The organism is Serratia rubidaea, from assembly GCF_016026735.1.
In the GTDB taxonomy this organism is placed as follows: Bacteria; Pseudomonadota; Gammaproteobacteria; order Enterobacterales; family Enterobacteriaceae; genus Serratia_B; species Serratia_B rubidaea.
Genome location: NZ_CP065640.1, coordinates 245,147 through 270,451 on the forward strand (window position 1 = coordinate 245,147; position 25,305 = coordinate 270,451).

The 25,305-nt window shown below is 58.7% G+C and carries 27 protein-coding genes; 7 read left to right on the plus strand and 20 right to left on the minus strand.

The features are described 5' to 3' along the window. Nucleotides 1-39: 39 nt before the first annotated feature. Nucleotides 40-1,191 carry an L-threonine dehydrogenase gene (gene yiaY / locus I6G83_RS01105; RefSeq protein WP_015673442.1) on the plus strand — a complete coding sequence of 384 codons (1,152 nt, stop codon included), beginning with the start codon at nt 40-42 and terminating at the stop codon, nt 1,189-1,191. Between the two features lie 72 nt (nt 1,192-1,263). Here the strand turns inward: yiaY and yfhb are convergent, their stop codons facing one another. Genes yfhb through murQ form a run of 3 tightly spaced genes read right to left on the minus strand, consistent with a single transcriptional unit; the run spans nt 1,264 to nt 4,204 of the window. Then, complete coding sequence (yfhb, locus tag I6G83_RS01110; RefSeq protein ID WP_054306842.1) at nt 1,264-1,920, minus strand: phosphatidylglycerophosphatase C; 657 nt, start codon at nt 1,918-1,920, stop codon at nt 1,264-1,266. A gap of 3 nt (nt 1,921-1,923) precedes the next feature. After that, entirely contained in the window at nt 1,924-3,291 is a 1,368-nt protein-coding gene (locus tag I6G83_RS01115; protein ID WP_054306841.1) for a PTS transporter subunit EIIC, read from the minus strand. 19 nt (nt 3,292-3,310) lie between these two features. Further along, nucleotides 3,311-4,204: an N-acetylmuramic acid 6-phosphate etherase gene (gene murQ / locus I6G83_RS01120; RefSeq protein ID WP_054306840.1), complete on the minus strand. Its 894-nt coding sequence runs from the start codon at nt 4,202-4,204 to the stop codon at nt 3,311-3,313. A gap of 174 nt (nt 4,205-4,378) precedes the next feature. Here murQ and I6G83_RS01125 point away from each other — a divergent pair, with 174 nt between their 5' ends. Further along, on the plus strand, nt 4,379-5,227 hold the full coding sequence (locus tag I6G83_RS01125) for a MurR/RpiR family transcriptional regulator (protein ID WP_054306839.1): 849 nt from the start codon (nt 4,379-4,381) through the stop codon (nt 5,225-5,227). A 157-nt stretch (nt 5,228-5,384) separates the two neighbouring features. On the opposite strand, the gene I6G83_RS01130 is transcribed toward I6G83_RS01125, so the two are convergent. Continuing rightward, the gene (locus I6G83_RS01130) at nt 5,385-5,963 is read right to left on the minus strand and encodes an acyltransferase (protein ID WP_015673447.1); all 579 of its coding nucleotides are present in this window, start codon (nt 5,961-5,963) and stop codon (nt 5,385-5,387) included. A 360-nt stretch (nt 5,964-6,323) separates the two neighbouring features. On the opposite strand from I6G83_RS01130, the gene I6G83_RS01135 reads away from it, so the two are divergent. Continuing rightward, nucleotides 6,324-6,584 (plus strand): YfhL family 4Fe-4S dicluster ferredoxin, encoded by a 261-nt coding sequence (locus I6G83_RS01135; RefSeq protein ID WP_054306838.1) that lies wholly within the window; start codon nt 6,324-6,326, stop codon nt 6,582-6,584. 44 nt (nt 6,585-6,628) lie between these two features. On the opposite strand, the gene acpS is transcribed toward I6G83_RS01135, so the two are convergent. The 7 genes from acpS to lepA form a co-directional block, all read right to left on the minus strand. Beyond that, a complete protein-coding gene (gene acpS, locus I6G83_RS01140; protein ID WP_015673449.1) occupies nt 6,629-7,009 on the minus strand; it encodes a holo-ACP synthase in 381 nt (126 codons plus the stop codon). Further along, on the minus strand, nt 7,009-7,740 hold the full coding sequence (pdxJ, locus tag I6G83_RS01145; RefSeq protein ID WP_015673450.1) for a pyridoxine 5'-phosphate synthase: 732 nt from the start codon (nt 7,738-7,740) through the stop codon (nt 7,009-7,011). The genes acpS and pdxJ overlap by 1 nt, the downstream gene beginning before the upstream one ends. Before the next feature lie 74 nt (nt 7,741-7,814). Continuing rightward, nucleotides 7,815-8,546, minus strand: a complete 732-nt coding sequence (recO, locus tag I6G83_RS01150; RefSeq protein ID WP_015673451.1) for a DNA repair protein RecO — start codon at nt 8,544-8,546, stop codon at nt 7,815-7,817. A 6-nt stretch (nt 8,547-8,552) separates the two neighbouring features. Then, nucleotides 8,553-9,461, minus strand: a complete 909-nt coding sequence (gene era / locus I6G83_RS01155) for a GTPase Era (RefSeq protein WP_054306837.1) — start codon at nt 9,459-9,461, stop codon at nt 8,553-8,555. Then, nucleotides 9,458-10,138 carry a ribonuclease III gene (gene rnc / locus I6G83_RS01160; protein WP_004929158.1) on the minus strand — a complete coding sequence of 227 codons (681 nt, stop codon included), beginning with the start codon at nt 10,136-10,138 and terminating at the stop codon, nt 9,458-9,460. The genes era and rnc overlap by 4 nt, the downstream gene beginning before the upstream one ends. 216 nt (nt 10,139-10,354) lie before the next feature. Next, a complete protein-coding gene (lepB, locus tag I6G83_RS01165; protein WP_015673453.1) occupies nt 10,355-11,332 on the minus strand; it encodes a signal peptidase I in 978 nt (325 codons plus the stop codon). A gap of 30 nt (nt 11,333-11,362) precedes the next feature. Beyond that, the gene (gene lepA / locus I6G83_RS01170) at nt 11,363-13,162 is read right to left on the minus strand and encodes a translation elongation factor 4 (protein ID WP_015673454.1); all 1,800 of its coding nucleotides are present in this window, start codon (nt 13,160-13,162) and stop codon (nt 11,363-11,365) included. Nucleotides 13,163-13,672: 510 nt separating this feature from the next. Here lepA and I6G83_RS01175 point away from each other — a divergent pair. Further along, nucleotides 13,673-14,524, plus strand: a complete 852-nt coding sequence (locus tag I6G83_RS01175) for a hypothetical protein (protein ID WP_054306836.1) — start codon at nt 13,673-13,675, stop codon at nt 14,522-14,524. Here I6G83_RS01175 and rseC read toward each other — a convergent pair. From rseC to rpoE, 4 genes are read right to left on the minus strand one after another with little or no spacing between them, the layout of a single operon-like run. After that, complete coding sequence (gene rseC, locus I6G83_RS01180; protein WP_054306835.1) at nt 14,521-14,997, minus strand: SoxR-reducing system protein RseC; 477 nt, start codon at nt 14,995-14,997, stop codon at nt 14,521-14,523. The genes I6G83_RS01175 and rseC overlap by 4 nt on opposite strands. Continuing rightward, entirely contained in the window at nt 14,994-15,950 is a 957-nt protein-coding gene (rseB, locus tag I6G83_RS01185; RefSeq protein WP_054306834.1) for a sigma-E factor regulatory protein RseB, read from the minus strand. The genes rseC and rseB overlap by 4 nt, the downstream gene beginning before the upstream one ends. Beyond that, nucleotides 15,950-16,606 (minus strand): anti-sigma-E factor RseA, encoded by a 657-nt coding sequence (gene rseA, locus I6G83_RS01190; protein ID WP_054306833.1) that lies wholly within the window; start codon nt 16,604-16,606, stop codon nt 15,950-15,952. The genes rseB and rseA overlap by 1 nt, the downstream gene beginning before the upstream one ends. Nucleotides 16,607-16,636: 30 nt before the next feature. Beyond that, nucleotides 16,637-17,212 carry an RNA polymerase sigma factor RpoE gene (gene rpoE, locus I6G83_RS01195; protein WP_015673459.1) on the minus strand — a complete coding sequence of 192 codons (576 nt, stop codon included), beginning with the start codon at nt 17,210-17,212 and terminating at the stop codon, nt 16,637-16,639. A gap of 212 nt (nt 17,213-17,424) precedes the next feature. On the opposite strand from rpoE, the gene nadB reads away from it, so the two are divergent. Then, on the plus strand, nt 17,425-19,026 hold the full coding sequence (gene nadB / locus I6G83_RS01200) for an L-aspartate oxidase (protein WP_171020763.1): 1,602 nt from the start codon (nt 17,425-17,427) through the stop codon (nt 19,024-19,026). On the opposite strand, the gene trmN is transcribed toward nadB, so the two are convergent. Further along, the gene (trmN, locus tag I6G83_RS01205) at nt 19,023-19,769 is read right to left on the minus strand and encodes a tRNA(1)(Val) (adenine(37)-N(6))-methyltransferase TrmN (protein ID WP_171020764.1); all 747 of its coding nucleotides are present in this window, start codon (nt 19,767-19,769) and stop codon (nt 19,023-19,025) included. The two genes, nadB and trmN, sit on opposite strands and share 4 nt — an antisense overlap. 130 nt (nt 19,770-19,899) lie before the next feature. On the opposite strand from trmN, the gene srmB reads away from it, so the two are divergent. Next, nucleotides 19,900-21,228 carry an ATP-dependent RNA helicase SrmB gene (srmB, locus tag I6G83_RS01210; protein ID WP_054306830.1) on the plus strand — a complete coding sequence of 443 codons (1,329 nt, stop codon included), beginning with the start codon at nt 19,900-19,902 and terminating at the stop codon, nt 21,226-21,228. A 43-nt stretch (nt 21,229-21,271) separates the two neighbouring features. Here srmB and I6G83_RS01215 read toward each other — a convergent pair whose 3' ends face one another. The 3 genes from I6G83_RS01215 to grcA form a co-directional block, all read right to left on the minus strand. Next, nucleotides 21,272-22,024, minus strand: coding sequence for an ankyrin repeat domain-containing protein (locus I6G83_RS01215; RefSeq protein ID WP_054306829.1), 753 nt, complete (start codon nt 22,022-22,024; stop codon nt 21,272-21,274). Then, on the minus strand, nt 22,017-22,979 hold the full coding sequence (locus tag I6G83_RS01220) for a DUF2974 domain-containing protein (protein ID WP_062779206.1): 963 nt from the start codon (nt 22,977-22,979) through the stop codon (nt 22,017-22,019). Before I6G83_RS01220 ends, I6G83_RS01215 begins: the two co-directional genes overlap by 8 nt. Nucleotides 22,980-23,147: 168 nt before the next feature. Then, complete coding sequence (gene grcA / locus I6G83_RS01225) at nt 23,148-23,531, minus strand: autonomous glycyl radical cofactor GrcA (protein ID WP_015673465.1); 384 nt, start codon at nt 23,529-23,531, stop codon at nt 23,148-23,150. Nucleotides 23,532-23,879: 348 nt separating this feature from the next. Here grcA and ung point away from each other — a divergent pair, with 348 nt between their 5' ends. Further along, on the plus strand, nt 23,880-24,563 hold the full coding sequence (gene ung, locus I6G83_RS01230; RefSeq protein WP_054305483.1) for a uracil-DNA glycosylase: 684 nt from the start codon (nt 23,880-23,882) through the stop codon (nt 24,561-24,563). A 64-nt stretch (nt 24,564-24,627) separates the two neighbouring features. Here ung and grpE read toward each other — a convergent pair whose 3' ends face one another. Then, nucleotides 24,628-25,194 carry a nucleotide exchange factor GrpE gene (gene grpE / locus I6G83_RS01235; RefSeq protein WP_054305482.1) on the minus strand — a complete coding sequence of 189 codons (567 nt, stop codon included), beginning with the start codon at nt 25,192-25,194 and terminating at the stop codon, nt 24,628-24,630. Nucleotides 25,195-25,305: the final 111 nt, after the last annotated feature.

Consider the following 25,305-nt stretch of genomic DNA (forward strand, 5'->3'; position numbering starts at 1 on the left):
CGTAGTAGCTATAAAATCAATAACTTCAAGGAGCGCACAATGGCTGCTGCAACATTTTATATTCCTTCCGTCAACATGATTGGCTCCGGCTGCCTGGAAGAGGCGGCTAAAACCATGCAAGAGCAAGGCCTGCGCCATGCCCTGATCGTCACCGACCGGGTGCTGAACGACATCGGCGTGGTGGCGCAGGTGCAACAGCTGCTTGCCGCGCAGGATATCCAAAGCTGCGTGTACGACGGCACTCACCCCAACCCAACCACCAGCAACGTTGAACAAGGGCTGGCGCTGTTGCGTGAGCATCAGTGCGACTGCGTCATCTCTCTTGGCGGCGGCTCTCCGCACGACTGCGCCAAAGGCATCGCGCTGGTCGCCACCAACGGCGGCGATATCAAAGATTATGAAGGGGTTGACCGCTCCGCCAAGCCGCAGCTGCCGATGGTGGCGATTAACACCACCGCCGGCACCGCATCGGAAATGACCCGTTTCTGCATCATTACCGACGAAGTGCGCCATATCAAAATGGCGATTGTCGACAAGCACGTAACGCCGATCCTGTCCGTTAACGATCCGCACCTGATGGCCGGCATGCCGAAAGGGCTGACGGCGGCTACCGGCATGGATGCGCTGACGCACGCCATCGAGGCTTACGTTTCCAGCGCCGCCAACCCGATCACCGACGCCTGCGCGCTGAAGGCGGTAACCATGATTATGGCCTCGCTGCGCGATGCGGTGAACGACGGCAAGAATATGCAGGCGCGTGAAGATATGGCTTACGCCCAGTTCCTGGCCGGCATGGCGTTCAACAACGCCTCGCTGGGCTACGTGCACGCCATGGCGCACCAGCTGGGCGGTTTCTATAACCTGCCGCACGGCGTCTGCAATGCGGTGCTGCTGCCGCACGTGCAGGAGTTCAACGCCTCCGTCGCCGCCGGCCGCCTGAAAGACGTCGCCGTGGCGATGGGGCTGGAAGTCAGCAATCTGAACGACAGCCAGGGCGCGGCGGCCTGTATCGCAGCCATCCGCAAGCTGGCGCAGGATGTCGGCATCCCGGCCGGGCTGCGCGATCTGCAGGTGAAAGAGGAAGACTTCGATACGCTGGCGGCCAATGCGCTGAAAGACGCCTGCGGCTTCACCAACCCGATTCAGGCCAGCCACGAGCAGATTGTCGCCATCTTTAAAGCGGCAATGTAAAACTCCGCGTCGGGCGGTATTCGCTTCCCGGCTCAAACAAAGAGGGCAGGATTCACATCCTGCCCTTTTCCGTTATTCCAGCTGCTGCAGCTCGCCTTCCTTACTGACCCGCCAGCGATGCTCGCAGAAGAACAGCAGCGGGTTGTCCTGCTTGCTGTCGCTGTAGCCGCTGTACAGTTTTAACGGCGCGCCGATGCGCTGCTCCAGCTGCACCACCTTTTGCGCCCCCAGACAGCGCATCTCCAGCACCCAGCCGCCATAGCGGCGGCTTATCCGGCTGCCGATCAGCCGCACGCGCGGCAAAAACCGCGAATCCTGATATACCTGTTCCACCAGCCTTTCCGGAGAGCCGGTAATCAGCCACACCTGCGCATCATGCGCGTCGAGGTACTGACGCAGCCGCATCTGCACCACCGGAAATGCGGTCACCTTGGCGCGAAAATAACTGACAAAGCGCGCTTCCAGCGCCCGCAGCCGCGTCTCCGAATGGCCAAAGGTGATCGCCCACAGCAACAGGCTCATCGGCCAGCGCGCCGCACGCCCGGCGATCAGCATCACCGCACCCACCAACGGCAGCAGCGGGAACACCAAAACAAGATTCAGCGGCAGGTGCCGCAATAAAAAGCGCAAGAAGCTGCCAAACATATCTTCCTGATGCAGGGTGCCGTCCAGATCGAAGAACACAATGCGGCGCGACTCTTCGGCCTTCTGGCGTGGTTGGTCACTCAAACGCTACTCCTCAGGATCGTTAAACCCCATAATCCAGGTGAAAATAAACCCTGCTACAATCGTAATCAGCATCCCGGCCAGATACAACATCACCTTGCCCGAGACGATGGTCAGCGCCAAAGGCAGCCCGGAAAGGCCGAAGGTAATCACCGTCGCCACCTTCCAGTAGCTGATCAGCGCGCCGCCGACCGCGCCGCCAAGGCAGGCGCCGATAAACGGTTTGCCCAGCGGCAGCGTTACGCCGAAGATCAGCGGCTCGCCAATGCCGAGAATCCCGACCGGCAGCGCGCCCTTAATCACCTTTTTCAGCCGTGCGTTACGGGTTTTCAGCAGCACGGCGAGGGTGGCGCCAACCTGCCCCACGCCCGCCATCGCCAAAATCGGCAGCAGCGGATTGGCGCCGTGCGCCTGCACCAGCTCAACGTGGATCGGCACCAGCCCCTGATGCAGCCCGGACAGCACCAGCGGCAGAAACAGGCCGGACAGCAGCGCGCCCACCAGCAGCCCGCCCTTGTCTAGCGCCAGGTTGGCGCCGTGGGTTATTGCATCGGAAATATAGCCGCCCAGCGGCTGCAGCAGCACAATCGCCAGCGACGCGGTAATCAACGTGGTCAGCAGCGGATTTAAAATCAGCTCAACCGACTCCGGCAGCAGCCGGCGCAAGCGTTTTTCCAGCCAGCACATCAGCGCCACCACCAGCAGCACGGCGATCACCCCGCCGCGCCCCGGCTGCAGCGCTTCGCCGAACAGGGTGATTTGCGCCAGCTGCGGGCTGGAAAGAATGCCGGCCATCACCCCGCCCATCGCCTGCGAACCGCCGAACACCCGCGCGGCGTTAACGCCAACCAGAATATTCATAATAGTGAACACCGCGCTGCCGAAGATCGCCAGCAGGCCAAGTATATTCGGGTAGTTCAGGGCGATATCGCCGGCAATATCCGGCCGCTTCAGGAGATTGATAATGCCGGTAATCAGACCGGAAGCGATAAACGCCGGTATCAGCGGTATAAAGATATTAGCCAGTTTTTTCAGCACCCCGCTCATTGGCGCGGCATATTTGGCTTTGGCGGCGGCTTTATTTTCGGCAATCTTATCGCCGACGTCGACGCCCGCCTCCGGCTCGCTCAGCAAGGTGCGCATCTCATCCACCACCTTGGCGGCGGCGCCCGGCCCAACGATAAACTGGTGCTGCTCGCCCTGCTTGATGTACCCTTTGATGCCCTCCAGCCGTTGCAGCTGGGGCAGTTCGAGCCGCTGTTCATCGCTGACTTCGACGCGCACCCGCGTCATACAGTTTTCCAGCTTGAGGATATTCCCCTCGCCGCCGACGCCCGCCAAAATCTGCCGGGCCAGTGCCGCCGTCTTATCCATTGATCACCTCAATGAGCCATTAATCCGCCAACGCCGCACGCAGGTAGCCGTGGTGCACCTGTAAACGCCGCTGCGCCTCTTCGGCGCTGACTCCGGCCAACAGCATCAGAATCGCCGGCTTCACCTCGAAATCAGTCTGCGCCAGCGCAGCTTCAGCCTGACTGCGTTCCGCGCCGGTCGCCTCGACGACGATGCGGCAGGCGCGATCCACCAGCTTCACGTTGGTCGCCTTCACGTCCACCATCAAGTTCTGGTACACCTTGCCCCATTTGACCATCGCGCCGGTTGAGATCATGTTCAGCACCAACTTTTGCGCCGTACCAGACTTCATACGGGTCGAGCCGGTCAGCGCCTCCGGGCCGACCACCGGGGAAATCGCCACCTGAGCTTCCGCGGCGATCGGCGAGCCGGGATTACAGGAGATCGCCACCGTCGGGCAGCCCAGCTGGCGCGCATAGCGCAATGCGCCGATCACATAAGGCGTACGGCCGGACGCCGCCAGTCCGATCACCATGTCAACCGGCGTTAACGCCAGATCCTGCAGGTCACGCTCCCCCAACGCCGCGTCATCTTCCGCCCCTTCCACCGCTTTGAACATCGCCTCCGGACCGCCGGCGATCAGCCCCACCACCACGCCGTGCGGCACGCCGAAGGTTGGCGGACACTCAGACGCGTCCAGCACACCCAGGCGACCGCTAGTGCCCGCCCCCAGATAAATCAGCCGGCCGCCGGCCCGCAGCGCGGAGGCCGCCAAATCGACCGCCTGAGCGATCTCCGGCAGTACCGCCGTAATCGCCTGCGGCACTTTCCGGTCTTCACGGTTAAAACAGGTCACCATCTCCAGCGTCGACATCTCATCCAACGTCATCGTCTCTGGGTTGCGGGTTTCGGATACTAGTGCGCCTAAATTCATGGGGTAGCCTCTGGAATTTTTAATTCAAAAACACATACCAATATTTGAATATTTAATTCAACAAAGCGAGCACTATTTGCTAGTTTATACCGGCGCGCTCACAAAAATTTTTACTGCGCGCCAGCGCGCCGTTATGGCAACATCTCCCCCACGGGCACTATTAGGAATAACGGCATGAGTACTCTTCTTCGCATTCGTCAAATGTATCCTGCATTGGCGCAGAACGATCGCAAACTGGCGGATTATCTGCTGCACAACGCCGAAGAGGCTCGCCATCTGAGTTCACAAAAACTGGCCCAGGTGGCCGGCGTCAGCCAGTCCAGCGTGGTCAAGTTTGCACAGAAGATGGGGTATAAAGGCTTCCCGGCGCTGAAGCTGGCGCTGAGTGAAACGCTGGCGCAGCCGCAGTCGGAGCCGGTGGTGACCGTGCATAACCGCATTCTCAGCAGCGATACGCTTAAAACCGTCGGCGAAAAACTGCTGCTGGAAAAACAGGCGGCATTGCGCGCGACGCTGGACATTAACAGTGAGGAACGCCTGCATCAGGCGCTGACCATGCTGCGCGGCGCGCGGCGGGTGTTCCTGATGGGAATCGGCGCCTCGGGTCTGGTGGCCAAAGACTTCTCATTCAAGCTGCTGAAAATCGGCGTGATGGCGGTGGCTGAAGCCGATATGCATGCGCAGCTGGCCGCGGTGCAGGCGCTGGAGCCGCAAGACTTGCTGGTTGCGCTTTCCTTTAGCGGGGAGCGGCGTGAGATCAATCTGGCCGCCGACGAAGCCAAAGCGGCCGGCGCACAGGTTCTGGCGCTCACCTGCTTTTCCCCCAACAGCCTGCAGCAGCGTGCGGACCACTGCCTGTACACCATTGCCGAAGAACCAAGCACCCGCAGCGCCGCCATTTCCTCCAGCACCGCCCAATACGCCCTCACCGATTTGCTGTTTATGGCGTTAATTCAGCATGATTTGGATCATGCCCGGGTGCGAATTAAACATAGCGAACAGTTGATGAAAAAACTGGTTTAAATAAACTTTATTTATTAACCACTGCCTCTATCCGCAGTGCAGAAGCCGGCAATGATGGTTGTCGCCTCGTAAAAATCATTCTGGCGCGACTCTCCCGACATAACAACATGAAGAGGCATGCTGGGAGAGCTATGTATAAAAACACCCCGCCGCGTATTCAGCGTAATTGTTTCTCTAATTCCAGCGGATTCCTTTTCCTGTTTTTAATTCTCTTGGCCGGCGAGCCAAAATACATCGTCCACTCTTCGGTATTTTTCATCACCAATGAGTTGGCGCCGACTGACGTTCCTTCAGCCAAGGTGATCCCCGGCATGACAATAGATTGAGCACCAACAATCACATGCCGTTCCAGTACAATCGTTCCGGAGACGACGCCCGTAAGCTCGGCGGGTACGGTAGGATTGGTCATAAACCTGCCGCTATAGTCATCACTTTTTGAGTAAAGTTTTACCGATTGCGATATGCCGGAAAAATCACGCATAATAACGCCGGCGCCAGCGAAAATTGCAGCATAGCCGCCAATATGGACATAAGAACCGATATCAAGAAAACCATCACCGGCCGCAATAATTGTCGAGAAACCGTCAATTCTGACACTGTCCCCCAACGAGATATTTCCAACGCCGACTATGGTGCAATTCTTAGCGACTAACACATTTTTCCCTACCGACTTAAACCCACACTCTCTGAGTTCGTCTTCATGATAATAACCGGGATTAAAGCATTCATTTTTCACAAATAAACTCCATTTATATCAATCACTGATATATATCGCCATACATGGCACATGAAAGCCTTATCATGCATAAAACGCCCTTTAAAAGCTATCCGGATATACACGGCTCCGGATAGAAAGGCCATCCTGATTTAGCGTCGCCTTTTAGACCATACACAGTCGCTATCCGCGCCCGGCGCAACCTCCGTGCAGGTAAAGCAACCGCCATACCGCGCCAGTAGGAATAAGCTTGATCTCGTCGATAAAAATCGCCGAAAAGGACAAAAAACAACCAGAATGAAAATGGTTTTATGGTAAAGTGCGCGGCGGCAGAATAGCTGCTGCGCGCTCCCTGATTTGTAAGATGGAAATGTTATTACTATGGCCCTGCTGATTACCAAGAAATGCATCAACTGCGATATGTGTGAACCCGAGTGCCCGAATCAGGCCATCTCAATGGGCGCGGACATCTACCAGATTGATACCGAGCGCTGCACCGAATGCGTCGGCCACTATGATACGCCCACCTGTCAGCAGGTATGCCCGATTGATAACACCATCGTGGTCGATCCGCAGCATACGGAAAGCCAGGAACAGCTGTGGGATAAATTCGTGGTGCTGCACCACGCCGACAGGCTGTAATTCACGGACGCTGCGCCCGGCGGCGTCCGTCTATCATCACCTTATCAGCTTTCGATAATCACCGTCGCGCAGGCGTAACGACGCTCATCGGCCAGTGAAACGTGGATGTTCGTCACCCCCATCTCCTGCGCCAGCTCCGCGGCCCGCTCATGCAGGCGAATATTCGGCTTGCCCAATCCGTCGTTAAACACTTCAAACTGATTGAACGCCAACCCGTTGCGAATGCCGGTGCCGAACGCCTTGGCCGCCGCTTCTTTGACGGCAAAGCGCTTGGCCAGAAAACGCACCGGCTGCTGATGCTGCTGATAGAGCGCCCATTCGGCCGCGTTCAGCACGCGTCGCGCCAGCCGATCGCCGCTGCGCTCAACCACCGCCTCAATGCGTGCGATTTCTACAATATCGGTGCCAAGGCCAAGTACCGCCATTAGCGACGCGCTTCCCGCATCAGCAGCTTCATCTCGGCAACCGCTGACGCCAAGCCGCTCATCACCGCCTGCCCGATAATGGCGTGGCCGATATTCAGCTCATGCATTTCCGGCAGCGCCGCGATCGGCTGTACGTTGTGATAAGTCAGGCCGTGACCGGCATTGACCTTCAGACCCTTTTCCGCCGCATAGCGGGCCGCCTGCGCGATGCGCAGCAGTTCCGCCTCCACCGCCAGCTCGCCCTGCGCTTCCGCATAGGCGCCGGTGTGAATCTCAATGTACGGCGCGCCCACCGCTACCGCCGCATCAATCTGACGGTGGTCCGGGTCGATAAACAGCGAAACCTGAATGCCCGCCTGCGTCAGGCGCTCAACCGCCAGCGTCATTTTGTCCAGCTGGCCGGCGACGTCCAGCCCGCCTTCGGTGGTCACTTCCTCACGCTTTTCCGGCACCAGGCAACAGAACTGCGGCTGCAGCTCGCAGGCGATAGCCAGCATTTCGTCGGTCACGGCCATTTCCAGATTCATCCGCGTCTGGATGGTCTGGCGCAAAATACGCACGTCGCGATCGGTAATGTGACGGCGATCCTCACGCAGATGCACCGTGATGCCGTCCGCACCGGCCTGTTCCGCCGTGAACGCCGCCTGTACCGGATCGGGATATTGGGTTCCGCGCGCGTTACGCAAGGTGGCGATATGATCGATATTAACGCCAAGCAGCAAATCAGCCATGACAACCTCTTAGAGTGAAATTTTCGTTCCCGCAGTTTACACCCGGGGAGAAAGTGGCAAAAGCAGAAAGGACGTCAGGCGTCGTCAACCGGCGTATGCGGTTGCTTACGGACGAACTGACGAAACAGCTCGCGGCTTTTCAGCGGCTTGCCGCCAAGGTAGGGTTTCAGCGCAATGCGGGTAAACCGTTTGGCGGCGCGCAGGGTGTCGGCATCCGGGAACTGACGCTCGGCCAGCGCACGCAGCTCACGGCCGGTAAAGCTGTAGTGGTCTACCACCAGGCTGGCGATAAAGCCTTTTTCTTCGCGATAGCGGTAGGTCATGCCGTCGTCGACCGCTTCGCCGCTGCCAGCGCAGTGCAGAAAATCCACCCCGTAACCCAGGTGATGCAGCAGCGCCAGCTCAAACTGCCGCAGCGCATGTTCCGGCGAACCGTCCGACGCCGCCAGCGTCTGCAAACACTGTAGATAATCAAAGAACAGCACCGAATAGTTGGCTTCCTGCTCCAGCACGCGCGACAGCAGCTCGTTAACATACAGGCCGCTGTACAGCATCATGCCACTGAGAGGTAAACCGAGGGAGACCGCTTCGGCGTTGCGCAGCGTTTTGACTTCGCCACGCCCGCCCCAGCGGACCAGCAGAGGAGTAAAGGGCTGCAGACAGCCCTTCAGGTTGGAACGGCGGCTGCGCGCGCCTTTGGCCAGCAATCGCACCCGCCCGTGACCTTCGGTAAACAGATCCAGCATCAGGCTGGTTTCACTGTACGGTCGCCCATGCAGGACGAAAGCGCGCTCCCAGCCGTCCATCGGCGGTTACTTCAGGTCGTCAACATAGCCCAGGCTGCGCAGCGCACGTTCGTCGTCCGCCCAGCCGGATTTAACCTTCACCCACAGTTCCAGATGCACCTTGGCTTCAAACATCTGTTCCATGTCCTGGCGGGCTTCAATGCCGATGGTTTTAATCTTCGCGCCCTTGTTGCCGATCACCATTTTCTTCTGGCCTTCGCGCTCAACCAGGATCAGGCCGTGCACGTCATAGCCGCCGCGATCGTTGGCAACGAACTGCTCAATCTCAACGGTTACCGAATAGGGCAGCTCTTCACCCAGGAAGCGCATCAGTTTTTCACGGATGATTTCCGAGGCCATAAAACGCTGGGAACGATCGGTGATGTAATCTTCCGGGAAGTGGTGCTCCGCTTCCGGCAGCAGCTTGCGCACAATGCCGGCGATGGTGTCGACATTCATCCCTTTCTCGGCGGAGATCGGCACCACGTCGAGGAAGTTCATCTGCTGGCTGAGGAACGCGATGTGCGGCAGCAGCTTGGATTTGTCGGTAACGTTGTCGACCTTGTTGATCGCCAGCAGCACCGGACACTTCAGGCTGCGCAGTTTGTTCAGCACCATCTCGTCGTCGTCGGTCCAGTTGGTGCCTTCCACCACGAAGATCACCAGCTCTACGTCGCCGATTGAGCTGCTGGCCGCACGGTTCATCAGGCGGTTGATGGCGCGCTTTTCCTCGATGTGCAGCCCCGGGGTATCCACGTAGATCGCCTGATAAGGCCCATCGGTGTCGATACCCATAATGCGGTGACGCGTGGTCTGCGGCTTACGCGAGGTAATGGAGACTTTTTGCCCCAGCAGTTGGTTCAGCAACGTGGATTTGCCCACGTTGGGACGCCCAACGATCGCGATAAATCCGCAGTATTGTGTTTCTTCGCTCATTCAAGCTCCAGCTTTTTCAGCGCTTGTTCCGCTGCCGCCTGCTCGGCTTTACGGCGGCTTGAGCCGGTGCCTACCACCGGTTCGCTCAAACCACTCACCTGGCAGTGGATGGTAAACTCCTGGTCGTGCGCTTCACCGCGAACCTGCACCACCAGATAAGAAGGCAACGGCAGATGACGCCCCTGCAGAAACTCCTGCAAACGGGTTTTCGGGTCTTTCTGCTTGTCGCCCGGGCTGATTTCATCCAGCCGGCTGCGATACCAGTCAAGAATCAACCGTTCGACGGTCTGAATATCGCTGTCCAGGAAGACGCCGCCAATCAGGGCTTCCACCGTATCGGCCAGAATCGACTCACGGCGGAAACCGCCGCTTTTCAGCTCGCCGGGACCCAGGCGCAGACATTCGCCCAGGTCAAACTCGCGCGCCATCTCCGCCAGCGTATTGCCGCGCACCAGCGTGGCGCGCATGCGGCTCATATCCCCCTCGTCAACGCGAGGAAAACGGTGATAGAGCGCATTGGCGATGACAAAACTCAAAATAGAGTCGCCCAGGAACTCAAGACGTTCATTATGTTTACTGCTGGCGCTGCGGTGAGTCAGCGCCTGCAGCAAAAGTTCTTGCTGTTGAAAAGTGTAGCCCAGCTTGCGCTGCAGCCTGTTAATTACGATGGGATTCATGAGTTACCAATAGATCAAGAATGCGTCAAAAACTTTACAGCATACGGAACAGACCTGCTTTCCAAAGCTGTTTCGTTTGCAGTGGCTCCAAACAGAACCAACTTTTATCGCCTGATATTCTACAACGAGCGGCAACAGAATGCTGCGTTTATCTCCCCGCCCTGCTTCAGCCGCATTAAATTAATACGACGCCGGCAGAACGGGGAGAAATAGCAATTAGTGAATACCGCCAATACGGCTTAATCTGACGCCGGTCGGCCACTCACCTTCCTGCTTTTCAAAACTCATCCAGATTGCCGTGGCTTTACCTACCAGGTTCTTCTCCGGTACGAAGCCCCAATAACGGCTGTCGGCGCTGTTATCGCGGTTATCGCCCATCATGAAGTAATGACCGGCCGGCACCACCCACTCGGCCAGCTGATTGCCGGGCTGCTGGTAATAGGCGCCAACCTGATCCTGCGTCCCCGGCACGGTCAGCACCCGGTGCGTCACGTCGCCCAGCGTTTCGTTACGCTCACGCAGGCGGATACCGCCCTGCGGCACGCTGTCGTTCAGCGGAATATTGTAGAAGCCGTTGCTGGCCTCGCCCATGCCGCTGCGGCTGAACATCTGCACGAAATCGCTCGGCGCCGCCTGATTATAGGTGACCGCCAGGGCTTTATCGCAGGACTGGCCGTTGTCGCACGCCGGCTGTACCGTCACGCGCTTATTCACCGGATCGTAGCTGACCTTATCGCCCGGCAGACCGACAACGCGCTTGATATAATCCAGCTTGGGATTGAGCGGATATTTAAATACCGCGATATCGCCGCGCTTCGGATGGCCGGTTTCGATCAGCGTGGTCTGGGTGATCGGATCCTTAATCCCGTAAGCGTACTTTTCCACCAGAATAAAATCGCCGATCAACAACGTCGGCATCATCGAACCGGATGGAATCTGGAACGGCTCGTAAACAAACGAGCGCACCACGAAGACCAGCAGCAGCACCGGGAAGACCGAGGCGCCGGTTTCTACCCAGCCCGGCTGCTTGGCGACTTTCGCCAGCGTCTTGTCATCCAGCGTGCCGTCGGTCTGTTCATTTACCGCCGCAATTTTCGCCCGGCGAGCCGGCGCCCACTTAAAGCGTTCCAGGCACCAGATGATCCCGGTCACCAACGTGGCAATCGCCAGGATCAAGGCAAACATATTCGCCATGCAAACTCCCTTGTTATCGAGCCTTCGCTCTTACTTACCGTCTTTACCTACGTGCAGAATGGCCAGGAACGCTTCCTGCGGCAGCTCAACGTTGCCGACCTGCTTCATGCGTTTCTTACCGTCTTTCTGTTTCTGCAACAGCTTTTTCTTACGGCTGACGTCGCCGCCGTAGCACTTGGCCAGAACGTTCTTACGCAGCTGTTTCACCGTTGAACGCGCGATGATATGCGTGCCGATAGCCGCCTGAATGGCGATATCGAACTGCTGACGCGGGATCAGATCCTTCATCTTCTCCACCAGATCGCGGCCGCGGTACTGCGCATTGTCGCGGTGGGTAATCAGCGCCAGCGCATCCACGCGCTCGCTGTTGATCAGCACGTCGACGCGCACCATGTCAGACGCCTGGAAGCGTTTGAAGTTGTAATCCAGCGACGCGTAGCCGCGCGAGGTAGACTTCAGGCGGTCGAAGAAGTCGAGCACCACTTCCGCCATCGGAATCTCATAGGTCAGCGCCACCTGATTGCCGTGATACACCATATTGGTCTGCACGCCGCGTTTTTCCACGCACAGCGTAATCACGTTGCCCAGGTACTCCTGCGGCATCAGCATATGACATTCGGCGATCGGCTCGCGCAGCTCGGCGATATTGTTGAGCGGCGGCAGTTTGGACGGGCTGTCGACATACACCGTTTCACCGCCGGTGGTTTCCACTTCGTAGACTACCGTCGGCGCGGTGGTGATCAGATCCAGATCGTACTCACGCTCCAGACGCTCCTGAATGATCTCCATATGCAGCAGGCCGAGGAAGCCGCAGCGGAAACCGAAGCCCAGCGCGCTGGAGCTTTCCGGCTCGTAGAACAGCGAGGCATCGTTCAGGCTCAGTTTGCCCAGCGCATCGCGGAAGGCTTCATAGTCATCGGAGCTTATCGGGAACAGCCCGGCATAAACCTGCGGCTTCACTTTTTTGAAGCCCGGCAGCGCTTTTTCCGCCGGTTGACGCGCAGTGGTCAGGGTATCGCCCACCGGCGCGCCCAGGATGTCTTTAATCGCGCAGACCAGCCAGCCGACTTCGCCGCAATTCAGCACGTCGCGGTCGACGCGTTTCGGGGTGAAAATACCCAGACGGTCGGCGTTGTAAACCTGGCCGGTGCTCATCACCTTGATCTTGTCGCCTTTACGCATGGTGCCGTTTTTAATCCGCACCAGCGAGACCACGCCAAGATAGTTATCGAACCAGGAGTCGATGATCAGCGCCTGCAGCGGCGCCTCTGGATCGCCTTCCGGCGGCGGGATGTCGCGCACCAGGCGCTCCAGCACTTCCGGCACGCCGACGCCGGTCTTCGCGGAGCAGCGCACCGCATCAGCGGCGTCAATGCCGACGATATCCTCAATCTCCTGCGCTGCGCGATCCGGATCGGCGGCCGGCAGGTCGATTTTGTTCAGCACCGGCACCACTTCCAGATCCATTTCAATGGCGGTATAGCAGTTGGCCAGCGTCTGCGCTTCTACGCCCTGGCCGGCGTCCACCACCAGCAGTGCACCTTCACAGGCAGCCAGCGAGCGGGAGACTTCGTACGAGAAGTCGACGTGACCCGGGGTATCGATAAAGTTCAGCTGATAGGTTTCACCATCGGGCGCCTTATAATCCAGCGTGACGCTCTGCGCCTTGATGGTAATGCCGCGTTCACGCTCCAGCTCCATGGAGTCCAGCACCTGCGCGGCCATTTCACGATCGGTCAGGCCGCCGCAAATCTGGATAATACGGTCCGACAGCGTCGACTTACCGTGGTCAATATGGGCAATAATGGAGAAATTTCGTATATGCTTCATTATAAAAGTTTTTCTGCCTTGGTATTTCTGAATTACTCGCCTATGGAAACCCGCATGGACCTAAAGCGACAGTGAGTTGGGTTAGGCCGTCTTTCGCCTGAATCGCTGCATTCTACATGCCGTAACAGCGAAAACCTAGCGATCGCTGCAGCGAAAACATTCTATTATGCGCTGTTTAATAGGGTCGGGGCTAGCCGTGGATGCAAACAAATGTTAATCGGAAAAACATTTTGCCGGGCCGGGGAAAGATCGGTAAAAACGCACGCTGCACCGCCCCTTAATACATAATGCGCCGCCGCGCAATCAACGCACTCTTAAACCCGCGAAAAAACAGGCTGAATATCAGTTAATTATCTGCCGCCGCCCTTTAGGAAAAAACCCATATACCTGACGCCCGCGCCTCGATAGAAAGGAGGTGAGCTCCGCATAAAATGATGAAATCAGGGCACTACATCGGCAAGCCCACCGGAGTTCACCAGCATATCTCTGTAGGTTGATTGGAAGGTGCGTATGATCGATAAAGGGCAGATGCTGAGCCGGCACGATTTTTCAAAGGTCAATTGGGGCATTCTGGCGGCGGCGGCGCTGCTGTTAACCATCGGCGGCGCGCTGTTAATGCTGCCGCTGATGAGCAATATGGAAGAGCGCGGCATCCTGACCTTGCTGCAAACCGGCGCGGTAACCATCTTACTGGCGTGTATCCTGCTGGCGCTGCGTCATTTCCTGCGCCCCACGCAGACCTATCGCCTGTATGAACACGGCGTCAGAGTGTTCAACAGCCATAACCACCAGGAACGCTTTATTCCGTTTGAGAAAATCGTCGATGTCTACCGCACCCGCGGCGTGCCGCTGCTGGGCAACCTGTGCGGCGGCCTGTGTGAAGCCATGGCGTTCCGTACCGCCGCCGATCAACCCTGGTGCACGGTATACAGCAACGTGTCCCACGCCTGGGCGCTGCGCGACACCATCATCAGCCAGCAAATCCTCCTGCGCGGGCCGGTCGCCCTCAATGCGCTGTATCAGGGCGAAGAACTGCCCTTTCACTACCTTACCGGCCGGGGCCGCTGGCTCACCTGGCTGCTCGGCGGCAAACCGCATCGCCTGCCGGGCCAAACGCTGCGGCTAAGCGCCAAAACGCTGGTCACGCCGCAGGGCAGCATCGATATTGCGCAGGTTCACTCGCTGGACAGCCAGCCGCAACACGGCGAGATCCGCCTGCGTGACGCGCAGGGCCAGACGCTGGCCACGCTGTGCTACTTTTCACTGCTGAGCGCCGATCTGTTTATTGCGTTGCTGGAGCATATGATTAACAACCGCATCCCCGCCTACCGTAACCCGGCGATGACGCGGTCAGTTATTTAATCAGACAGGGGGGATTCCGGCTGCAGACGCAGCGCGGTAGGAGGCAGGCCAATTTGTAACACTACCGGCTGGTAGGCGTCCTGTTCACCGAGACGGCGGGCAAGTTTACGCGCCAGCAAAAAGGCGCCCACGCCGCCGAACAGCGCGCCCAGCGCCGCCGCGCCGTCCGTCGCCAGCCACAGCTGCAGCGCACCGCCGCCGAGCATCATACCCAGCAGCGGCGTCAGATAGACCAGCATCGCCGAGCGCAGCAGGCTGCCTTCAGTAATGCCCACTTCGACCCGTTGCCCCGGCTCCAGCGGTTGCTCAATCTGCACCTGCAGCTGATGCTCGGTCTCCGGCACCAGCTCGTTCAGAGCGCGCGTACCGCAGCCCGAACGGGCCTTACAGCTGCCGCAGCCCGCTTTCGGCTCGCAGCGCAACAGCGCGACGCCCTGTTGCCACGAAACAACCGTGGCCCACTCTTTCATCATTTCGACGATCCCCTGAAGGAAATACCGTCAGCAATACGCTTGGCGGTTGACGGCGGTACTTCGCCGACGATGGTAATCTCTTTGCCGTTGCGCAATTCGGTCTGAATCGTCCGCCGCCCCTGGCGGTAGAGCTGCGTGCCAACGCCGCTGCCCGCCGGGCTGACGTTGACCGAGAAGCTGAACAGGCCGTCGCTGTATAACCGCGTCTCCACCGGCACGGAAACGTTCGGCAATTTGCGGCGATTGCGCGCCACTTCGCTGACGCCGGCCGGTAACCAGGCCGTATCCCAGCCAAGCTTAACATTGTCCAGCGCCGGCAAGGAAATCAGCGGCGGCAATGAGGCTTTCAGCAGTCCGCTCAGCGCATTCTGCACCTCTTCGCCCACGGTGAACGAAATCACCCGGTACTGTTCCAGCGTTTCGCCGTTGCGGTCAAGCAGATCCACCCGCAGCGGCAGTTTGGTCTCTTCATCCATCCAGACAATATAGCTGTAGCGCGAACCGTCGCGCGCCACCACGCGAATCACCTCGCAAGGGCGATCGGAAATCCGCGTGCGGCCGACGGAGATAAAATCATAGTATTTTGCCAGACGGGTAAAGTCGGCGTACACGATGGAAGGCAGCGCATCAACGATATGATCGCCCGACAGGGTAAACGGCTCCAGACCCGGCTCGAAATAGCTGATGCCGTCGCCGCGCTGCAGCACTTCACGGCGCGGGCCGTCCATATGCAATAGCTGACCGAGCGCCTGCTGCTCAACCAGAGCATGACGATAGCGCAACGACTCTATCCCCTGCTTGGTGATGCTGATATAGGCAAGCTCGTAATTGAGTGAACGGCTGGCGCTGCTCATCTGTTGCAACAACGCCCCGGACGCGGTCTGCGCCGGGGCGGTATTTGAGTAGAGCAGGCTGCCCGTCAATAGACAAACGGAGAACCAAAGTTGCTTCATTACTGCTGCTGCATTCCTAAAGACTGGGTGCCTGGAACCTGAACGGCGGCCTGCTGCGGCGTGCCTTGATCAAGTTGCAACTGGTTTGAATGCAAGCGGCGTTGCAGTTCATAGTCCTGCAGCATCGCATTGATACGTTTACGCTGTTCCTGAACCTGCTGCTGTTGGCCGCTGCCGGTTGAGAAACTGTCTGCCGGCACGCCCAGGCTTACCGGGGACGGCTGACCCATAATCGGCAGCGTATTGAACACCGGCGCTTCCGAAGAGCCAGGCTGCGTGGCATCAGGCTGATTATAGTGCTGAACGCCGACGATCACCGCCAAAGAGACGCAGGCGGCAACCCCGACCTGAGTCAGCTGGCTGGCCCACGGGCGCACTTTGTGCCAGAAAGGCATTTTCTGCCAGGTTTCCGGCTGCGGCTGAGATTCAGGCACCGCAGAGGGAACCAGACGAGCAGGCTCTTTCTCCAGTGCAGCGGCAACACGTTCGGCGATATCGAGATGAATTACTTGTCCTACATCACCCCGAAGCGTGTCACGTATCAGGTGATAGCTCTGCCAGCTTTGTTGAAGCGCCCGATCCTGCGATAAAGAGCTCAGCAGTTCGTTATCGAGCGACTCACCATCCATCAGAGCGGAAAGTTTTTCTTTCTGCATGCCTAAATACCCTTCCTGTATCCGCCATCGCTAACGCTGAATCAGCGGTTGAACTTTATTATCGATAGCCTCCCGAGCGCGGAAAATACGCGAGCGTACGGTCCCGACCGGGCAATCCATGATGGCGGCTATTTCTTCGTAGCTTAGGCCATCCAACTCCCGCAAGGTGATCGCCATACGCAGATCCTCAGGGAGCGACTCAATGGTACGGAAAACTATCTGTCTCAACTCTTCTGACAACATTAAGTTCTCAGGGTTCGAAATTTCTTTCAATGCACCGGCGCTTTCATAGTTTTCAGCGTCGTTGGCGTCCACATCGCTTGCCGGCGGACGCCGCCCCTGAGCAACCAGGTAATTTTTTGCTGTATTCACAGCGATTCGATATAACCAGGTGTAAAAAGCGCTGTCGCCGCGGAAAGACTCCAGCGCGCGATAGGCTTTAATAAACGACTCCTGCACCACATCGGGCACATCGCCCTGCGGCACATAGCGGGAAACCAGGCTCGCCACTTTATGCTGGTAGCGCACCACCAGTAAGTTAAACGCCTTCTGATCGCCCTTCTGGACCCGTTCAACCAGCACCTGATCCGTTAACTGCTCGCTCATCCGAGGTAAATTCTCCCCAAATCTGTCTCCACGCGTGAAATTGTACTGCCAGCCATACATTTTTCCTGAGCAAGCACTCGCTTGGAGTTCATATGGAAATCAAAGTTCCATACGGCCATTGTTTTTTCTGTTGATGTCGCCCTATCCGTGGCATTTGCCCGGACAATTAGGCTAACATGATTTTCACTCTTCTTCTGCACACATCATACGTTATGCAACCATCTTCTGAATATGTTAGCGATGTACTGATCGTCGGCAGCGGCGCTGCGGGCCTGTCACTGGCTCTGCGGCTGGCGCAACACGGTAAGGTCACCGTGCTGAGCAAAGGCCCGCTCAACGAAGGCGCCACCTTTTATGCCCAGGGCGGCATCGCCGCGGTGTTTGATGAAACGGACAGCATTGCGTCGCACGTTGACGATACGCTGATTGCCGGCGCGGGGCTTTGTGATAAAGAGGCGGTCGAGTTTATCGCCGGCAACGCGCGCCACTGCGTCCAGTGGTTAATCGATCAGGGCGTGCTGTTCGATACCGAAACCAATGCCCAGGGCGAGGAGCGCTATCACCTGACGCGTGAAGGCGGCCACAGCCACCGCCGCATTCTGCACGCCGCAGACGCCACCGGTAAGGAAGTAGAGACCACACTGGTGGGGAAAGCAAGCGCCCATCCGAATATTTGCGTCATGGAGCGCCGCAACGCCGTCGACCTGATCACCTCCAGCAAAATCGGCCTGCCCGGCACCCGCCGCGTGGTGGGCGCCTACGTCTGGAACCGCGAACTGGAGCGGGTAGAGACGCACCGCGCCAAAACCGTGGTGCTGGCGACCGGCGGCGCCGCCAAGGTGTACCAGTACACCACCAACCCGGACATCTCCTCCGGCGACGGCATCGCCATGGCCTGGCGCGCCGGCTGCCGGGTCGCCAACCTGGAGTTTAACCAGTTCCACCCCACCTGCCTGTTCCACCCGCAGGCGCGCAATTTTTTGCTGACCGAAGCGCTGCGCGGCGAAGGCGCCCATCTGCTGCGCCCGGACGGCAGCCGCTTTATGCCGGACTTCGACCCGCGGGGCGAACTGGCGCCGCGCGATATTGTCGCCCGCGCTATCGATCATGAAATGAAGCGCCTCGGCGCCGACTGCATGTATCTGGATATCAGCCATAAGCCGGCCGAATTTATCATCCAGCACTTCCCGATGATCCATGACAAGCTGCTGACGCTGGGCTTTGACCTGACCAAACAGCCGATCCCGATCGTACCGGCGGCGCATTACACCTGCGGCGGCGTGATGGTTGACCAGCACGGCCGTACCGATCTTGACGGGCTGTACGCCATCGGCGAGGTGAGCTATACCGGGCTGCACGGCGCCAACCGCATGGCCTCAAACTCGCTGCTGGAGTGCCTGGTGTACGGCTGGTCCGCCGCCGAGGATATTGTGCGCCGCCTGCCGGCCATCAAGCTGGCCAGCACGCTGCCGCAGTGGGACGAAAGCCGGGTGGATGATTCGGACGAACGCGTGGTGATCCAGCATAACTGGCACGAGCTGCGGCTGTTTATGTGGGACTACGTCGGCATCGTCCGCACCACCAAACGGCTGGAGCGCGCACTGCGCCGCATCAACACGCTGCAGCAGGAAATTGACGAGTATTACGCCAATTTCCGCATCTCCAACAATCTGCTGGAGCTGCGCAATCTGGTGCAGGTGGCCGAGCTGATGGTGCGCAGCGCCATGGCGCGCAAGGAGAGCCGCGGCCTGCACTACACGCTGGACTATCCGGAACAGCTGCCGGAAGCGCGCCCGACCATTCTGCAGCCTTAGTAAAACAGGTAAAAATCAGCGATCAGACGGCGGAACGGCGGGCTGTAGTCGCCATCCGCCTGCTTGATGGCCAGATCGCTCTCGACACACGCCTGCGGCGTGCGCGTCAGCGCCAGCAATATGCGGTGGCGCGCAGTATCCGCCCGATCGCTGACGTTCACCCGCTGCGCCAGATGCCAGCCGCGCTGCTGCGCATCGGCGGCAAAGGCCTCGCCAATCTCATACGGCAGCACCACGCACAACGTGCCGTCAGGCTGTAACAGCCGTTCGGCGCAGTCAAGCAGCACGTCATGGGTCAGCGTTTCGGTATAGCGCGCCGCATCGCGCGCCCGGTCACGGCAGGCTACCGCCGGGGCGAAATAGGGCGGATTGCTGACAATCAGATCGTAAGCTGCACTCTGTTGGCGGGAAAACGGCTCAATATCCTGCTGGTGTACGCAAATACGCTGCGGCCACGGCGACGCATCCGCATTGTCATGCGCCTGCACGGCGGCAGCGGCATCCAGTTCGACGGCGTCAATCTGCACTTCATCCGCCGTACGCTGCGCCAGCATCAGCGCGATCAGTCCGCTGCCGCAGCCGATATCCAGCGCCCGCCGGACCGCCTTCACCGGCGCCCAGGCGCCGAGCAGAACGCCGTCGGTGCCGACTTTCATGGCGCAGCGATCGTGCGCGACAAAAAACTGCTTGAAGGTAAAACCGCCGCGGCGCGGTTTGAAACTGGCTTTTGACTGACTGTTCACGATAGGCACCTGACTGGAAAACCGGCGTAGCATAAGGCAATCTGCGGGGTGGTGAAAGCGTTCCGGCCTTAAAAAGGATGAACCCGGCGGCCAACCCGTCTATAATCGGCGCCCCAAGTAGAGGTAGACCATGACAGCAACCAATTTTTCCGAACTCGATCTCGATGAACGCCTGATCAACGCTCTGCGTGATAAAGGCTACGACCGCCCGACCGCTATTCAGGCCGAAGCCATCCCACCGGCGATGGACGGGCGCGACGTCTTGGGTTCGGCGCCGACCGGTACCGGTAAGACCGCCGCCTTCCTGCTGCCCGTGCTGCAGCATCTGCTGGACTTCCCTCGCAAGAAGTCCGGCCCGCCGCGCGTGTTAATCCTGACCCCGACGCGCGAACTGGCGATGCAGGTCGCCGATCAGGCGCGTGAGCTGGCGGCCCATACCTCACTGGATATCGCCACCATTACCGGCGGCGTGGCCTATATGAACCACGCGGAAGTCTTCAGCGAAAACCAGGATCTGGTGGTCGCCACCACCGGCCGCCTGCTGCAGTATATTAAAGAAGAGAACTTCGACTGCCGCGCGGTGGAAACGCTGATCCTGGATGAAGCCGACCGCATGCTGGACATGGGCTTCGCCCAGGATATTGAAACCATCTCCGCCGAAACGCGCTGGCGTAACCAGACCCTGCTGTTCTCCGCCACGCTGGAAGGCGAAGCCATCCGCGAATTCGCAGAGCGCATTCTGAACGAGCCGGTGGAAGTCGAAGCCGACCCTTCCCGCCGTGAGCGTAAAAAAATTCTGCAGTGGTACTACCGCGCTGACGACGTGCAGCATAAAACCGCCCTGCTGATCCATCTGCTGCAGCAGCCGGATGTGCAGAAGTCGGTCATTTTCGTGCGCAAGCGCGAGCGCGTGCATGAGCTGGCCACCTGGTTGCGGGAAGCGGGCATCAACACCTGCTATCTGGAAGGCGAAATGGTGCAGGCCAAGCGTAACGAGGCGGTGAAACGCATGATGGACGGCCGCGTCAACGTGCTGATCGCCACCGACGTCGCCGCCCGCGGTCTGGACATTCTGGACATCACCCACGTGTTCAACTTTGATATGCCGCGCACCGCCGATACCTATCTGCACCGTATCGGCCGCACCGGCCGCGCCGGCCGTAAAGGCACCGCGATTTCTCTGGTTGAGGCCCACGACCACCTGCTGCTGGGCAAGGTCGGCCGCTATCTGAATGAACCGCTGAAGGCGCGGGTGATTGACGAGCTGCGGCCGAAAACCCGCGTGCCAAGCGAAAAGAGCAACGGCAAGCCGTCCAAGAAAGTGCTGGCCAAGCGTGCGGCGGATAAGAACAAAGCCAAAAGCAAAGAGAAAGCCAAGGTGAAAATTCGCCACCGCGAGGCGAAAAACGTCGGTAAACGCCGCCAGCCGAAAGGCGCTCCGGCAGCCGACGGCGAATAACGCCATATAAAAAAACCGCCTTCCGGCGGTTTTTTTTATCTCCTCAGGATACGCGATAGCGCGCCGCCAGCCGGTGCGCCTGTAGCCAGTCATCCAGCTGCTGGCGCGCCTGACGCATGGCATCATTCTGCAGATGCCGCGGCGTCTGGGCGAAATAGGCCTGAAACGTCAGCCCCTGCTGGTTAACCGCCGCGGCGTCCGCGCCGTTTTGCAACAGCATCAGCGCCACCTGCGGCGCATTGATTCTGGCGGCGATATGCAGCGGCGTATCGCCGACCCGGTCGGCCAGGCGGCTGTCAGCGGCGGCATCAAGCAATTGACGCACCTGCGTCGGCCGGCCGGCCAGCACCGCGGCGGCCAGCGGCGTGGCGCCGCTGACGGCATTGCGCACATCAATCACCGCCGGCTGCTGCGCCAGCAGTTGCGCCAGATAACCGGCATCCGCCACCATCGCCGCAATATGCAGCGCGCTGTTGCCGTCCATGCCGGTTTGCGCCACGTCGGCGCCAGCGTCCAGCAGCGCCTGCACGCTGCCCGGCTGCTGACGTAAAATTGCCCACTGCAGCTGCGTAATACCCTGTTCACCGCGCTCGCCAAGCGCCTGCGGCGTCGCCAGAGCGGCAATGCGCGCCGTATCGCCGGCGGCCACCGCCAGCGCCAGCGGCTGGCTGTCCAGACCGTTAAACGGCGTCGTTTGCTGATTCATCTGCTGCTCCCCGGCCCTGCCCGACAACGCCCATACTGCTAACGATATCAATAACATCAGTAATATCGGCCAGCGTACTCTGTCAGGCATTGGCCTGTGCCTCCCACGGTTTTTGTTCCATCATTGAATTAATCACCTTATCGATGCCATGCGCGGCAAGGCTGCGTTCCAGATGCTTGCTCGGCCGCCAGTCGTCAATACCGCTTAACGTATCATTATTTTCCAGAATGATGTGATGGCCGATAGCGTTCGGGATCAGCGATGTCGACTCCTGCGTTGACGTCAGCATGTCGTATTGCTCGCTGTAGCGGCGAATGCCGCCGGCTTCCGCATCCTGTCTGGCGGCTGCCGGATCGATGCCAAAGCGGTTCAGGGTATGATCGGATACGCCGGCGGCGTTAAAGGTGACCGCCGGCGTACCGGTGGCTAATGCGGCCGTGGCCGCCAGCCCGCCCCCCAGTGAGTGCCCGCTAATCACCAGCTGCTCGCCAAACGCCGCTTTGGCGCTTTTCGCCAAGGATACCGCCTGATTGTACTGCACGTCATCGTAACCCGTCGCCTGGCGCACATTGCTTAACCAGTCGCGCCAGTCATTGGTGCCGGCAAAAGCCAGCACATACTGTTGCCCGTCATGGTAGATGCCCGCCTGAAAGCCCGATGCCGTATCATGCAGGCCGGCAGGCTCAATACCGGCGCCCAGCAACGCCGCATCGCTCAGGCGGCTGAAATTTTCTGCCCCCTTCCCATCCAGGCTGTAAACGTCCTTCGCCAGCAGCGCCAGCGTATAATCCCCCTGCTGCGGCGCCTGCCCGCGCGTCAGTCCGCTCTTGGCCGGCGCGGCGGCCGCGGCGACGTCATTGACCAGCGAATGCAGCAGTTGCTGCGTTTGCCGACTCTGTGGCGACGCGGACGCCTGTGCCGCCGCGGGCAACCGCTCGGCTGCGGCAGGCTCCGCCGAAGCCGGGACTGTCGCGCTCCGCTCGGGAACCACTGGCAGGGATACGGCAGGCAACGCCGCCGAGGTAAAGCTTAAAGACATGCTCATGCCGACTCCTTGTCGATAGTTCAGTCATCGCGCTGAGTGCCAGCGCCAGATTAGCTATCGGCAGGTCGGAGCAGTTCTGTAACACCAGAGTGTGATCCCGCTCTAAATTCTGATTGCCGGGCATAAAAAAGGGGAGCCTAAGCTCCCCCGCTAAACCCGCGCCTCTAATTACAGGCTTTCGGTAAAGGTACGTGCAATCACGTCACGCTGCTGTTCCGGCGTCAGTGAGTTAAAGCGCACCGCATAGCCGGAAACGCGGATGGTCAGCTGCGGGTACTTTTCCGGATGCTTCACGGCGTCTTCCAGCGTTTCGCGACGCAGAACGTTAACGTTCAGGTGCTGACCGCCTTCAACGCGCACGGTTGGCTGCATTTCCATCGGGACTTCACGATACTCGATGGCGCCCAGTTCGCTGACCGGCACGATCTGGTCTTCGGCATAGTCGGCTTTGGCGCACACGCAGCGCGCTTCTGATTTTTCGTTATCCAGCAGCCAGAAAGAGTTCACCAGCGCCTGATTGTTTGCTTTAGTAATTTGAATACCGGTAATCATGTTATTGCCTCCGTACAAGGGCGAAAAAAACGATGTCATTGATGAGCCAAGCAAGGTTTGAGCCATCAACCATTTATCGTTCTGTATACCAGCCCGACCCCGGCAATTCCTTGATTAAAGTCAATTTTCGCACAAAGCCCACATGCTAAAAAAGGGTAAATTTATGTTTTACATCAAGATTTGCCCAAACGGAAATCGCAATTATTTTTGTAAATTTTCAACAAAAACTACAATTCATGCCGGCACCGCCGCAGGGCGACAGGGAATGTTAAATGCGGGTTTCGCTCCGTACAGCTAAACGGTAAGCTATGCCCGACGAATGATTAACAAAAACAAAGGAGAGCGTTAATGTCCACTCCCCTCACCTGGCATGACGTTATTGGCAAGGAGAAAGAGCAACCCTATTTTGTCGACACGCTCGCCTTTGTTGCCAATGAGCGTCAGGCCGGCAAAACCATCTATCCGCCGCAAAAAGACGTGTTTAACGCCTTTCGCTTCACCGAACTGGCCGACGTTAAGGTAGTGATCCTCGGTCAGGACCCCTACCACGGTCCGAATCAGGCGCACGGCCTGTCATTTTCCGTGCTGCCCGGCGTGCCGGCGCCGCCGTCGCTGGTGAACATGTATAAAGAGCTGGCAACGGATATTCCGGGCTTCGAGCGCCCCGATCACGGCTGCCTGCAAAGCTGGGCGGAACAGGGCGTACTGCTGCTCAACACCGTGCTGACGGTGGAAAGAGGACGCGCGCACTCGCACGCCAACCTGGGCTGGGAAACATTTACCGACAAGGTGATCGCCGCGCTGAATGAGAACCGTGAAGGCGTCGTCTTCCTGCTGTGGGGCTCGCACGCGCAGAAAAAGGGCAACTTTATCGACCGTCAGCGTCATCACGTGCTGAAAGCGCCGCATCCGTCGCCGCTTTCCGCCCACCGCGGCTTCTTGGGCTGCCGGCACTTCTCGCAGGCCAACCAACTGCTGGAGCAGCAGGGGCTGACGCCGATCGACTGGATGCCGCATTTACCGCAGCAGTAAGCCAGACGGCAAAAAGGCACCCTGGGGTGCCTTTTCTTCATCATTGCATAACGCTATGCAACGATTATTTGGAAACGGCCACCATCGCCGGGCGCAGCAGACGGCCGTTGAGGGTGTAGCCTTTCTGCATCACCATCATCACCTGGTTAGGCTCATGGTCAGCAGACTCCATCAGGCTCATCGCCTGGTGCACATCCGGGTTGAACGGCACGTTCACGTCGCCGACGATTTCGATACCGTATTTACGCACCACGTCCAGCAAGGACTTCAGCGTCAGTTCGATACCTTCAACCATCGCCGTCAGCTCCGGATTACTGCGGTCCGCCAGCTCCAGCCCGCGTTCCAGGTTGTCGATCACCGGCAGCAGATCGGAAGAGAATTTCTCCAGGGCGAATTTATGCGCCTTTTCAATATCCTGCTCGGTACGACGACGAATGTTTTCTACTTCAGCCTTGGCGCGCAGCAGGCTTTCGCGCTCGCGTTGCTGAGCGTCCGCCAGTTGGGCCTCCAGCTCGGCAATGCGCGCATCACGCAGATCGACACCTGCTTCCTGCTGCACGTCTTCGTGCTGAGCGTGTTCCATTTCTTCCGAGACTTGCTCGTTTGGCGTCTTGTGTTCTTTACTACTCATGAATATCTCCGCGTTTTAGCATTAATCCCGCAACTTGGCTTATTATGGGGATCAAAACCGGGGTTTCAAGTCAACCGGTCACAATGTAAGACATAATCTGGCCCCGGTGAG